12 protein-coding genes are annotated in these 13,297 nt (G+C 42.9%); 8 read left to right on the top strand and 4 right to left on the bottom strand.

The window, feature by feature from the left end; all coding sequences use genetic code 11:
* Positions 1 to 122: 122 nt before the first annotated feature.
* On the top strand, positions 123 to 1,880 hold the full coding sequence (locus ACIFSR_RS24545) for a methyl-accepting chemotaxis protein (protein WP_339205144.1): 1,758 nt from the start codon (positions 123 to 125) through the stop codon (positions 1,878 to 1,880).
* Between the two features lie 64 nt (positions 1,881 to 1,944).
* On the opposite strand, the gene ACIFSR_RS24550 is transcribed toward ACIFSR_RS24545, so the two are convergent.
* Entirely contained in the window at positions 1,945 to 2,721 is a 777-nt protein-coding gene (locus tag ACIFSR_RS24550) for a class I SAM-dependent methyltransferase (RefSeq protein WP_339205142.1), read from the bottom strand.
* A 254-nt stretch (positions 2,722 to 2,975) separates the two neighbouring features.
* Between ACIFSR_RS24550 and ACIFSR_RS24555 the strand changes: the two genes are divergently transcribed.
* Positions 2,976 to 3,176, top strand: coding sequence for a DUF2197 domain-containing protein (locus ACIFSR_RS24555; RefSeq protein WP_430060690.1), 201 nt, complete (start codon positions 2,976 to 2,978; stop codon positions 3,174 to 3,176).
* Positions 3,177 to 3,477: 301 nt separating this feature from the next.
* Here ACIFSR_RS24555 and ACIFSR_RS24560 read toward each other — a convergent pair whose 3' ends face one another.
* Complete coding sequence (locus ACIFSR_RS24560) at positions 3,478 to 4,146, bottom strand: AlkZ-related protein (RefSeq protein ID WP_430060693.1); 669 nt, start codon at positions 4,144 to 4,146, stop codon at positions 3,478 to 3,480.
* Between the two features lie 135 nt (positions 4,147 to 4,281).
* Here ACIFSR_RS24560 and ACIFSR_RS24565 point away from each other — a divergent pair, with 135 nt between their 5' ends.
* From ACIFSR_RS24565 to ACIFSR_RS24580, 4 genes are read left to right on the top strand one after another with little or no spacing between them, the layout of a single operon-like run.
* Positions 4,282 to 5,322: a hypothetical protein gene (locus tag ACIFSR_RS24565; protein ID WP_430060696.1), complete on the top strand. Its 1,041-nt coding sequence runs from the start codon at positions 4,282 to 4,284 to the stop codon at positions 5,320 to 5,322.
* Positions 5,323 to 5,343: 21 nt separating this feature from the next.
* Positions 5,344 to 6,243, top strand: coding sequence for a copper amine oxidase N-terminal domain-containing protein (locus tag ACIFSR_RS24570; protein ID WP_339205139.1), 900 nt, complete (start codon positions 5,344 to 5,346; stop codon positions 6,241 to 6,243).
* Positions 6,244 to 6,280: 37 nt separating this feature from the next.
* Entirely contained in the window at positions 6,281 to 6,736 is a 456-nt protein-coding gene (locus tag ACIFSR_RS24575) for a GNAT family N-acetyltransferase (protein ID WP_339205138.1), read from the top strand.
* Between the two features lie 17 nt (positions 6,737 to 6,753).
* On the top strand, positions 6,754 to 7,521 hold the full coding sequence (locus tag ACIFSR_RS24580; RefSeq protein ID WP_430060718.1) for a spermidine synthase: 768 nt from the start codon (positions 6,754 to 6,756) through the stop codon (positions 7,519 to 7,521).
* A 14-nt stretch (positions 7,522 to 7,535) separates the two neighbouring features.
* Here ACIFSR_RS24580 and ACIFSR_RS24585 read toward each other — a convergent pair whose 3' ends face one another.
* Positions 7,536 to 8,420 (bottom strand): helix-turn-helix domain-containing protein, encoded by an 885-nt coding sequence (locus ACIFSR_RS24585; protein ID WP_339205136.1) that lies wholly within the window; start codon positions 8,418 to 8,420, stop codon positions 7,536 to 7,538.
* A 144-nt stretch (positions 8,421 to 8,564) separates the two neighbouring features.
* Here ACIFSR_RS24585 and ACIFSR_RS24590 point away from each other — a divergent pair, with 144 nt between their 5' ends.
* Entirely contained in the window at positions 8,565 to 11,483 is a 2,919-nt protein-coding gene (locus ACIFSR_RS24590) for a family 78 glycoside hydrolase catalytic domain (protein ID WP_430060700.1), read from the top strand.
* Between the two features lie 113 nt (positions 11,484 to 11,596).
* Here ACIFSR_RS24590 and ACIFSR_RS24595 read toward each other — a convergent pair whose 3' ends face one another.
* Entirely contained in the window at positions 11,597 to 12,088 is a 492-nt protein-coding gene (locus ACIFSR_RS24595; RefSeq protein ID WP_339205133.1) for a DinB family protein, read from the bottom strand.
* 120 nt (positions 12,089 to 12,208) lie between these two features.
* Between ACIFSR_RS24595 and ACIFSR_RS24600 the strand changes: the two genes are divergently transcribed.
* The gene (locus tag ACIFSR_RS24600; protein WP_339205132.1) at positions 12,209 to 13,156 is read left to right on the top strand and encodes a helix-turn-helix transcriptional regulator; all 948 of its coding nucleotides are present in this window, start codon (positions 12,209 to 12,211) and stop codon (positions 13,154 to 13,156) included.
* Positions 13,157 to 13,297 lie beyond the last annotated feature (141 nt).

Raw genomic sequence — 13,297 nt, forward strand, 5'->3', positions numbered from 1 at the left:
TTTGTAATATTTTTCCCCAATGTCGAAATACGGTGGTATGATGAGAAATATAACCATATTCATCAGGCAAAGCTTTCAAGAGCAATAACTTGCTAGTGAGCGAACAGAGGGGAAGCGAACGAATGATAACGCTATTGAAAAAGCATCTGATTGTCCGTGTTTTATGCGCTATGACCGTAGTTATGATATTGATCGCGGGAGGCTACATAGGAACACAAGTAGTGCAAACCAATTCTGCAGTTGAAGAGGCGATTAACAGCTACAATATTCGAATTGCAGAGAGCTATGCGGCCACGCTTGAGTCGGGGGAATTTACGGAATTTCTCAAGCAGCCTGAGGAAACAGAGCTATACTGGTCTATTCGTGAGGAACTTAGTTATTTCCGCTCGCAAATAGGCGCAAGGTACGTTTATTTTGTTCGTTTCGATGAAAATCGTGAACCGAGAATTATGATCGACGGTTTGCCTAAAGATGATAGCTCAGCTTCCCCTATTAATGAAGTAACAGATATGCCGGCTTCGGCGGTTGAACATATTTTTGCTGGAAGAAATGCAAGCTCTCCACTAATTGAAAACCCGGTATATGGTTCTTACTTGTCTGCCTATGTACCTTTGAAAGATGACAGTGGCGCAGTGATTGGAGCGATTGGCATTGATACGGATGCAGCTGTATTTCAACAGCTGGCTAAGAGTGTCATAAAGGAAAGCATCCCACTCTATATTATGATGTTAGTCATCACGCTTGTTTTAATCGGGGCGATCATCTGGTTTGTCCGCCGATCGCTTCAGCCTTTGGAGACGGTAACTGCCAGCGCTGAGAAGATGGCTTTAGGTGATCTGGTGGAAGCAAATGCGATTTTGCGAGCAAAGCCAGTCAAATCTGTTGATGAAATAGGTACGGTATACAAGGCGATGCTTACGATGTCCGAGCATTTGAATGAGCGAGTTCGCGGAGTAGTTGTCAATGTAGAAAAGACATCTGAGCAGCTCGTTTCATCAACACAATCCTTTGCAAGCAGTGCTGATCATATGCTGCAAATGGGCGAGGCGATGAATGGTTCAGTTCAGCATATTTTCGAGGGTGCACATGCCCAGAAGAAAAGTGCAGATGACAGCGCACTTGCGATGGAGGAAATTGCGCAGGGAATCGTTAAGATTGCGGAATCTTCATCCACCGTTTCAAGCGCAGCGGTACAGTCACTAGAAATCGCACAATCGGGCGAACAAGCGATGATACAATTGAACACACAAATTAAAAATATTTCGGCTTCTGCCGGTCAGACACTGCATATTGCAAGGCAATTGCAGAGCTATACAGGTGAAATCGGTCATGTCATTGGCTCCGTTCGCGATTTTGCTTCCCAAACCAAGCTTCTAGCGTTAAATGCTTCGATTGAAGCAGCGAGGGCTGGGGAACATGGAACAGGCTTTATGGTTGTAGCAAAAGAAGTAAGCAAACTAGCGGAAGCTTCTGCTTCCTCCGTACAGCAAATTTCATTGCTGCTTGGCAATATTGAAATAGAATCAGGGAAAATTAGCGAAGAGATGGAGAAAGCTTCGAAAGATATTGAGGACGGAGTTTCATTATCAGGTGAAGCAGCAGAATCATTCTTGCATGCTGTTGAATCGTTCCGACTTGTGAGTGAGCAAATTATGGAGGTATCGGTGACGACGGAGCAGTTAACAGCTGGTTCTGAGGAGGTAGCCGCTACCGTAAGCAGTATTGCGCATATCGCAAGAGATGTATCGGATCAAACGGAGCAAATTCAAATGCTGACTGCACAGCAGCTGGACATGATGAAGCAAGTACATGAAGTGTCTGTGGTGTTAAGCTCTAATACCATGGATATGAGACAAGCTATTGCTCAGGTAAATGTTTGATTTAAACAAGTAATAGGCTGCCAATGCTGGCAGCCTATTTTTTATTTGCATATTTACTTATTACTTAAGCTTCTAAGGGCTTAATCGCTTCATAAACGTAATTTTGTTTGCCGTTTGATGGAGCTTGGCCATAGTTGTAATCAGCTGACACAACCACATCGGAAAAACCTATGTTTTCTAAAATAAGCTTAAACTCTTCGACACCATACCAACGTATAGCAAAGCGCTGCAGCTCAGTTTGGATAAGAGCGCCGTTGTGCCATTTTTCATATTTAATATATGAAATCTTATATTGATTGTATAAGTCGGCTTCAACAAGCTTGTCTTCCATGGTGATGATGTCTCCATCCGGCAGGTTGAATGTCGACGTACCGCTGTATTGCCCACAACTGAAATTGTTGTCAGGCAGGAACAGGTCAAGTATGATACGTCCGCCTGGCTCAAGATGATTATACAAATTTTTAAGAGCCAGAAGTGATTCGTCTCGGTTCTCTATTAATAGGAATGAACCGCCTGGGATAATGATGGCTTCATAGCGATGAGGCAAATCAAGCTGTTGCAAATTTGACTCATACAGCTCAGTAACGAGCCCGCGTTCCTCACAGCGTTGACGGCAGGATGCGAGCATTTCCGCTGAATAATCAACACCATCGACTTGCAGCCCTGCTTCTAGAAGCGGAACGAGAACACGACCAGAACCGGCCATTGCTTCGAGAATACGACCCTTGCAATCTTTTAGTCGATCTTCGTAATATTCTAAATCGCCACCGATAGATTGACCTGTTTTCTTGGATAAATCATAGACCACTGTACAAAGTTCTCCATAATAACTAAACGACATACGTAATTCCCTCCGATAATTAGATGTTTACGGAAGGGATCGTAATGATTATCCCTTACGCACCTTAATAATGAACGTACCGGAATGTAGTTTTTGCATGATAACCACTCGCTTTCTTATAAAGTTATTATAAGTATAGGCAATAGGCAAATATAGGTCAATATTCCCAGAAAAAAGATATTTCTAAATTCTCATTTACAACGGGTTCATTTATACTATTAATGAATGCTGGTCTATGAGAGGGTGATTATGGAATGCATGTAAACTGTATGTTGTGCAGAAAACCATTTGATATTAATCACAGTGATCCTCAATATCGAAAGCTCATTGAAAAACAAACGAAATATTATATTTGTCAGTCTTGTCATTCCAAAACAACAAAAGAAGCAAGTGCAATGAGCGAGATTAAGCCAGAAGGCCTTGATCCCAAAGGGTATGACAAATTAATAACTTAATTGTCTATGCTTTATGATGACGAGTGCTAACCATCATTATCAAAGACGAATTTTGATCTCTTCTTTCAACTTAACGGACATGAGAGACCTTATTTGCCGTAAATCGACCTTTTTCTCGATCTAACGGACATAGGATCTCTTATTTCATGATTTTCGAAGGCTTTGGGGGTCATTTTGGGCAAATAGAGGATCCTATGTCCGTTAGAAAGCAAATTAGCCTTTATTTTGAGAAATAAAGGCTTTTATGTCCGTAAGGACGGAACTTAAGCACAGTCGGGGTAATCAACGAGCCACATCTTTTTTATTTATTGAGATGAAGTTTTTTATCCAAATATTTAAGAGCTTTCTCCGTACATACATCGCTCAGCTCTGCTTTGACGATAGCTCTTGTCTCTGCTAGATTATCGTGAGCAACAGCCTCTTTACCAAGTGTGGTTTGAAGCCAGTGATCTGAGCTTTCAAAGCACATGCTGCTCCAACCGCCATCGAAGTCAGCTTCCTGTGCCCCGGTAATCACAATGTCAGCAAAGTTTTGAAGATCAACAAGCGCTCTATCGTAGTCCTTCTTCTGCTCTTTAGCAGTCAGCCGGCTTTCCTTACGTAAATTGCGTGAGTCGATATTGCCTGCTTCCTTGATAATATGATAAATATTTCTAGCTTCTTGGGACATAAGCCCACTGCTGTAGCGTTCCTCAACGCTTTTTCCTTGGGATAACAAAAACGGGATATGAGGAAACAAGTCAACGTGAATAAAGGTTAGTTTGCTTCCAAAAAACTTGCCATATGCCGCATGCTCATCCTTTACGATTTTAACCCGCCATATCCACGGATCAAACTCAGTTTCTGTATGCCAGCTGTCACTAGGAACCACGGCAGTGAGGGACGGATGCTCAGGGATAAGGTCAGAGAATGGAAATATCTTATATTGACTGACTAGCTTTACGAACTCTGGATAAGTAGTAATGCTCATATATACACTCCTTATAACGTTTACTCCTTTATTCTAGTTTTCTCCTGTCTAATCCTTCCATACATCGACTTATTAAATTCGATTTAAAAAAGTAACTTTTTTACAGTATCTGGCGTCACTATACATGAGGTTGCGATGGAACAGCTTTTTGCTTATGAAAGGACTGACGAAAAAGTGAAAGGAACATTTGTTTCAGCTGTCATTACAATGCTGCTTCTTGCTGGTTGTGCAGCCGAAAGTGTTGGCCCAAAGGCAACTAATGTACAGGAGCAGCAACGGGTTCAAGCTAAACTAACAGGGTTATTGGATAAGAAGACTAGTCCTTCATTTAACATCACAGATGCGAAAGAAATATCTATTTCCAGAGCAGCGGGTGCCAAGTCCGTTGAGTCAGTGTACACGGATCAATGGAGGCTGGAGGCTTTTGTTAGCGCTATAAATACGGCAGTACAAATGCAAGGTATTTTAAATATGTCGAAACCGATCTTTACGATTACGGTGAAACAGCCAATCGTGAAAAACACCTTCAACCTTTGGATAAACGAGAGTTCTAAACAGGGCGTTATTATGGATGTGAAAGATACACATAAAGGCTTTACATTAACAAAGGAAGCGACGAATGAATTACTCCAAATCATTCAAGAGGACTCACAGCTCACTGAGCAGAGTGAGTTCGTTATGCCGCTTGCCTATGAGAAGGTTCAAAACGATCAGAAGGTTGCGAAGGTAGATCACTTTCAAATGGAGCAGCTTATTAAAGAACAGAACATTAGTGGCGGAAAAATTAGCATTAATTCGAAGTCGGGCGACGTTGAGCAAGTGTATGGTGCTTTCGAATCTGAAGCTGGTCTTTATGAGCTTGGGGCAGTCGGAGGCATGCACTCACAAAACAATGATGAGCTTCTATCGATCAAAGAGCTAGAGCTTTATGGTAAGTCGCTTATTCGAATCGACGGTGTCTTTGGGGCAAATGCACCGATACACAATTATTTTGAAATGAAAGATGGAAGCCCCATTCCATTCCTGCTCGTAGACACGGGTCATGCGAAAGAAGTGGATGTAGACGGAGATGCCATCGAAGAAGTGGTCTCGAAACACGGTTTACCGCTGCTCACTTTTGTTTACAAATGGGAGGATGACGCTTTTAAAGTTGGTGAAGTGGAATCGCAAAGTTAATAAAATTCGCAGGAGGTTTTAATGATGAAAAAATGGTTAAAAGCAACGACAGCTGCACTAACAATAGCGGGTGTGCTTAGTGCGGGTTCTGCAACGATGGCCGCATCTGCACCCAAGGCAACCATTAAAATGTTCATCGACGGCAGGCTCCAGGATGATGTGCTCAACGTGAACGGCAGAACGATGGTGCAGCTCACAGCCTTTAATGATCCTGAAAAACTTAAATATTCCTACGAAACGGCTACGAAGACAATTGTGATCCAAAATCCAGCTCGGAAATTGACTGTTCGATTAAAGGACGGACTAAAATCAGCTGATGTAAATGGGGAAAAAGTTCCTCTGGATGCCCCAGTTACCGTAAAGAAAGGGCGTACTTACGTTCCAGTTCGGTTTGTTACGGAAACACTTGGTGGAACAGTAGGAACCGACAGTACAGGGAAACGGATTATTGTAAGAACACCGTCGGGTGAAGAGCGGTTTAAAACGCTGAGAAATGGCGATCTTACAGAAGCGCGAAAGCTTGCGATTCGTACTCCTGGAGTTGACAATGGCATGGATATTGCGCCATATGGTGAAGGCTTCACATTCGTATATACTTTCCCTCAAGGAGAGGCACTGCGATATACCATGGAATATAGAGGGTTAATCACCTATTATGAAATCAACGATAGCGGTATTTCAGAAAGAAAATGGCAAAAGGATTTATTGGGGAAAAACGGAGAAGCGGGCAAAGAACCAAAGCCATTTGGTGATTCCGTCTATTTCTTAGATAACTTTATGGCGGATTGGCTGAATTATGGGACAATTGACAGCAATGGAAAGAAGACGGAACTAGGCTCTATCGATCGTTATACGAATAAAGAATTTGCTAATGTCGTCATTTTACCAATTGAGGGAGAAGTACGAACAGATATTAAATAATTAAAGGATTCTATAAGGAATTAGAGAGGGATTAACATTGATTATAAAAATAGACATCACAGATGCTGCCATAGCAGAGGAAGTATTGCGTATACAGCTTCCATCCTATAGGGTAGAAGCAGAACTCATTGATTTTTATGAGATACCGCCATTAAAAGACACCATTGATACGCTGTGTAATTGCGGCGAGACCTTCTATGGTTATTATATTAATAATGAGCTGTGCGGAGCCATTGCCATCATGATTGAAAATAACATCATAGACATTCATCGGCTCATTATCCACCCTAACCATTTTAGAAAAGGAATCGCAAAGCAGCTTCTTCAACACATCGAAAGCGTTGGAGTCAGTGGAAGCGTGATCGTCGTATCAACGGGATCTAAAAACGCACCTGCGGTTAATCTTTACAAGCAAAGCGGATATGTTGAAACGGGAGTTATTAAAGTGGAAGAACGGCTATCGCTAACCTCCTTCCAAAAAACATTAAATTAATTTCGCTCTCACATGTACTGAAGGAGTTTGATGATTTGTATCAGTTAGCCAAGGAGCTTAGCGGCTCTCAAGAGATTACCGTCTATGAAGCCAATCAATTATTTGGGGAGATCGGAAAATATCGCTTCTTGCAGTTCTCTAATCATGCGATTCAAGGAGCGATCGATTTGAAGGAGCCGAATCGAGTCGTCATGGAATATCCGCGTGCGATCATGCATCTGATGGGAAATAACGATCCATCGTTCGAAGATGTTTTTATGATTGGTCATGGAATTGGAACTATCGCCGGACACTATTCCGATAAACGATTTGTGATAGCGGAAATCAATGAGAAGGTAGTAGAGCTGAGCAGAACTTATTTTAGCTATAGCGAGGACAATGTTGTAATTGGAGATGGGCGGCTGATCCTTGAAAATCAGGCGTCCGGCGGCTTTGATTATATTATTTTGGACGCCTTCACGAAAGAGGGGACACCGTATCATTTAACGACATTGGAATTTTTTGAGTTAACGAAAGAGAAGCTGAACGCAAGTGGTTCGATTATTATGAATCTCTTCGGAAAAGTCAAAAACGATAAATTAATTAATTCAATTTATTCAACATTGAAAGAGATCTATCCGTATACGAAAGCCTTCTCTCTGCCTGCAGAAGATCTAGCCGATACTCGTAATATGATCATCGTCGGCAGTAACAAAACGCTCAGCTTTCAATCACGGGAAATGGCTGGTTTCCTCGAAATAGAATTAGAAGAAGGGCATCGTATGGCGGACAAACGAAAAGGATGAACCGACTATACAGATTATTTATTGTCACGTATGATTTTTCGATATTCGCGCGGCGTCATGCCGACAATTCGTTTAAAATGGGTGAGGAATGCATCGATATTTTTGCAGCCGACCTCTTCCGCAATGCTGCTAATTTTTAGCTGGGAGTTCCTAAGGAGCTCGCAGCTTTTTTTTATGCGCAGATGCTGCAGGTAATGCAGGAAGGTTTGTCCGGTATGCTGCTTGAACACGCGGCTGAAATGCCGTTCGCTCCACTCGCAGCGATTTGCAAGCTGGCTAATGGTGATATTCTCATGCGCATGCTGTTCAAGGTAGTTCAGCACATGATGGAAGCGGGCGGAAGAATTCTCTTCTAATAACAGCTCCTTAGCATCCTTCATTAATCGATAGACGGATAGAAACAGCTGCACTAGAAGCGTTAGCAAATAAGCCGATGATCCACTCCGCGGGAGCTCATATTCACGCAGCAGGCTGCGAAATAAATCTTCGATAACACTATCCGAGTCGAACAAGGAGTGGAAAGTGGATGCATCATTAAAACAGGTTACCAGAAAATCAACGATCTCCTGATCGCCAATCCAGTCTTTCTGAGATTGAAGGAGCGAGGGCATGAAGACGCAATTATATACAATTAATGGCGAGTTGTTGCGTGAAGGTGTTGAAGGACGAAAGACATGCGGAATGCCAGGCGGCAAAATAAATAACATCCCTTTATAAACGGGGACGACCTCATCCCCTATATGATGAAAACCCTTGCCTTCAGCTACATAAGCAAGCTCAATGAAAACATGATTGTGTAGCGGCAGATCAAAGTCTTCCTCGGCGCGGTTTACGAAGATGAATTTACTCTTTTGAAAATATTGCTCGCTCTCGTAAAGCAGCGTATGCTTGCTTGTCATCAGCTCTCATTCCTTTCATCCGATGTCGTTTTTCAGGGAATAAATGTCCGAAACAGGGGTAATTGAGTAGCATGATTTTACTATAATTAGAGGTAGAATGCACGTGAAAACATACGATTACTCGCTTAGAAGGGACGGAATAACATGATGGATTGGAATTGGAAGGCGAATTGGATTTGGGGCGGAGAAGTTGAAAGCCCTCGCAATGAATGGCGTTGCTTCAAAAAGAGCTTTGATGTTGCACCATCATCGGATGATTTTGACCAAAATACTCAAACAACACTGCGAATTAGTGCGGATTCTCGCTATGTTCTTTATATTAATGGCAAGCAGGTAGGACGCGGCCCTGTACGCTCTTGGACGGTTGAGCAATTTTATGATGTGTACGATATTGGCCATCTGCTGGTACCTGGGCAGTCGAATACGATTGCGGTGCTCGTACATCATTTTGGAGTATCGACCTTTTACTATTTAAGAGGCCGCGGCGGGCTGCTTGTGCAGTTGGATAGAAGCAGTGAAGAAGGAACGCAAACGCTGCTTGAGTCAGATGGTACTTGGAGCACAGCTATTCATGAAGGCTATCATACACGTACGCCTCGAATGTCTTGTCAGCAAGGTTATTCTGAGTATGTTGATGCTGGTTCGTGGGACAGCGATTGGACTACATCCGCGGGTAGTGGTGATGCATGGGAGAAAGCGGCGTTACTAGGCGTTGTTGGCACTGGACCGTGGAAGACGCTAATAGAGCGGGACATTCCGCTGTTAGCAGAGTACCCTGTTTATCCTTCACGCATTTTATCTCTGAGCAGCGTTAAGTCCTTCAGCTTCTCTACGTCAATTGATATACGCAATCAAATGGTTGAGGGCAGTGAGGACCATGCAAATGTTGTCGGCTTCACGGGTTATGCGGCTACCATACTGTCTGTCCAAGAAAACACGGATATCATACTTGGGTTCCCATTTGCGAGTGAGTGCGTAAGAGCAGTCTCAATTAATGGGGTGAAGCTGGATTCGGATCAGTTCACGGGAGTGCTTCCTGAACGCTATGCGGAAGTGACAATTCAAAAAGGCGAACATTTACTCTTAATTGATGTGAGTGGAAGCATGCATACAGCTCAACTGCACCTGGGCATCTACAGTGAAGTTCCGATTGAGGTTCGATCACCGCTAGCTTCTGAGCAACAGCCAGAGGGAGCATCTGCTTTTATTAGTATTGGACCTTTTGACAGTACTGTATATTTGGATCATCAGGAATCGAGACAGATTGATTTTGAGGATGCATATTATAAGCAAGTGATAGATAAGGTATCTTCCGTTCAAGATTTGGATGCGTATTCTTCATATATTCGTTCTATCGATGAGAGTCTCGTAAGTGAAGTGGATGTATTCGGTCTCTCTGTGTGGAAGAAGGAAAGAACTCCGCATGTTATTCCGGTGGCTTTGCAAAATCTTGTTATTCCGAATGCATGGCCAGGAGTTATTCCGATGTATCCAGGTCTAGATACAGAAATTATAATTGATTTCGGCAAGGAGCTTACGGGTTATCTATCATTTGAGGTTGAGGCAGAAGCGGGTGCTATTTTAGATTTTTACGGATTTGAGTATATGACTGAGGATTATCGCCAAGATACGTTTGGACTGGACAATACTGTGCGCTATGTATGTAAAGAAGGAAGACAGATTCATGTCTCTCCAATTCGCAGAGGCCTGCGGTACTTGATGTTGACTGTTCGAAATGCGAATACGCCGGTCAAAATACAAAATGTTCATTATATAGCGAGCCATTACCCAGTAGCAGAGATTGGTAGATTCCAAAGCTCAGATCCTTTATTGAACGACATATGGGAGATTAGCCGACATACGACGAAGCTATGCATGGAAGATACATTTGTGGATTGCCCAGCCTATGAGCAAGTTTTCTGGGTGGGGGATAGCCGCAATGAAGCGCTGGTCAGCAATTACTTATTCGGCGTAAATGATATGGTAAAACGATGCTTGCGTCTTGTACCGGGATCGAAGGATCAAACGCCTTTATACGTAAATCAGGTTCCGAGCGGTTGGAGCAGCGTTATTCCGAACTGGACCTTTTTCTGGGCTATTGCATGCCGTGAATATGTTGAGCAAACAGCAGATCTTCATTTTGCCCAAGAGATGTATCCGCATATCCGTTTTACGCTAGAGCATTATTTGAAGGAAATCAATGAGGATGGATTGCTCGCTATTAAGGGCTGGAACCTGCTCGACTGGTCGCCGATTGATCAGCCTAACGATGGCATTGTCACACATCAGAACTGCTTCTTAGTGAAGACGCTGAGAGTTGCCTCTGAGATGGCTGGTTTTTCCGGTGATGAGGAAGGGCGCTTACGTTTTGCGGCAGCAGCCGATGATCTTCAAGCGGCGATTAATCAGCATTTGTGGTCCGAGGAACAGTCTGCCTACTTGGATTGTATCCATGTGGATGGACGCAGATCAGACATCTTCTCCGTGCAAACACAGGTGGTCGCTTATTTGACAGGTGTTGCGCAAGGAGAACGTAGAAGCATTATGGAGAAGTATTTGCTGGAATCGCCTTCCCATTTTGTTCAAATCGGCAGTCCATTCATGTCTTTCTTCTATTATGAAGCATTGTCGGCATCGGGACAGTATTCTACGATTGTTGAAGATATCCGTCGCAATTACGGGCAAATGATCGAGCATGACGCGACAACTTGCTGGGAGATGTATCCGAACTTCTCGGAAAATAGAGCGAATCCGAATATGCTGACTAGAAGTCATTGTCATGCTTGGTCGGCAGCGCCAGCTTATTTCCTTGGACGCGAGGTGCTTGGCATTCGGAGTACAGCAATGGGCTGGACTGAGGTAGAAATTAGTCCTAATCCTTGTGGTCTTACATGGGCGAAGGGAAGTGTTCCTCTCTCCGATGCAGGGCAAATCGATGTATCGTGGAAAGTGATCGATGAGAAAATTATTGAGGTTTCCATTCAATCCCCGGCATCGGTAAAAGTGAATGTTAAAATACCAGAAGGATACGAAGGTATCGTTCGGGAGAAAAAAATCTTTTAGCAGAAGTATCGGTTGAATTACGCTCAATGGAGTGAAGATGCAAAAAAGCTCTCGCTGTCAGTAGACAGTTGAGAGCTTTTTTTATAGGTGCGGTAAAATGCATTTGAATTATTTTAGTATAGATCGAACATGTTGACTTCATAGCCTTGTATCTTCAAATATGTAAACATCTGCGCCCGATGATGCTGAATATGGGTCGTAATCTCAATCAGCCATTTTGCCTGTACCGAACCGTGTTCTAGATAAAATGGTTTTGTTTTCTTGTGCAGGAAATCCTCATCCGGAAGACTTTCCATATAAGCTCTGACTTCATGCAAACCAGTCGTGAGCCAAGCAATTAGTTTCTCGTGGTCTTGATCGGCAGCTATATCCGCTTCAAGCTTGCGGATGACGGTTTCATCGTTCTCCTGAAGAATGAGCAGATCAACCGAAGGAATAGATACGATATGTTGGACAAGCTCCAGCAGCGTCCTCATATTATCATGCGGTCTATATGACCAATGATCGGTTGAGATTTTGCGAATCAAATTGGAAGAGGTTTTCGCGATATGCTCCAATTCCTCCAGCAGTAATCCTTTTACTTCATTAATAGGCTGAGATTGCATTGCCTTCACTCCATTCTTCTTAATTATAGTATTGTTGTCACCCTTAGTGGGCTTAATACTGATTGTAGCTTATAATAGTGACAGTAGTTGTCATAATTAAGAAATGAATGGAGAATCAATATGTCAAAATCGAAACGGCTCATTGAATTGATGATGACTGTTAATAGAAAACGTAAGTTCACCGTCAAAGAACTCGCGGTTGAGTTTGAAGTGTCGACAAGAACGATATTGAGGGATTTGCAAGAGCTGAGTGAGCTGGGCGTTCCGTTGTATTCGGAGGTAGGGCCGCATGGCGGGTATCAGGTATTAAAAGAAAGGATATTGCCTCCGATCGCTTTTACGGAAGAAGAGGCTGTTGCGATATTTTTTGCCAGCCATGCTTTGAGGCACTATTTATATCTTCCCTTTGAACCTGAATCATCCTCGGCACTCAGCAAGTTCTATTATTACATGCCTGGTGATGTGCGGGATCGTATTGATCAAATGAAAAATCGTGTTGATTTTTTCACGCCTGCTCGGCAAATGAAATCCCCTTATTTATCGATCTTGCTTGAAGGGGCTATTCACCAAAAAGTGTTGGTTATCGAATATGAATCACGAGAAGGTCGGTCAAGCCGTCAAATACAACCGATTGGCATATATGCAAGCAACGGATTATGGTACTGTTCCGCTTACTGTTTTCTGCGTGCTGAATTGCGGTTGTTCCGTTGTGATCGAATTCACTCCGCTGTAGAGGATACATCTGATTTGGAAGCGCTGGATTTGCGACATGTAAACCTTGGGAATAGCGATGAGGTTTTTCAGACGCAGGAGACATATGTTAATCTTTATGTTGAATTAAGCAGAGAAGGCTTGCAGCGCTGCGAGTCTGAGCTATGGCCGCTGCCCAAGCTGAATATTCGCGATGATGGTACAGGCTGGATAGATGGCGATATTCGAAAGGTTGATCTTACGTTTTATTCGAAGTTTTTTATGGGTTTAGGTAATGAAGCAACAGTTAAGGAACCGGTTGAACTAATAGATCGCATGAAAAAGATATTAACTGAAGTCATGGCTAAATATGCGTAAAGTTAAAGGATAAACAACAAAATAAAATTAATTTCAAAAAACACTTGCATTAGTAGGCGAGTACATGGTATATTCTTATTCCGGCCAAGAAACACACCGGAACAAAAGAAAAACAAGCATGACAAACGATAGAAAAGTTTG

The organism is Paenibacillus sp. NRS-1760, assembly GCF_050467785.1.
Lineage (GTDB): Bacteria > Bacillota > Bacilli > Paenibacillales > Paenibacillaceae > Pristimantibacillus.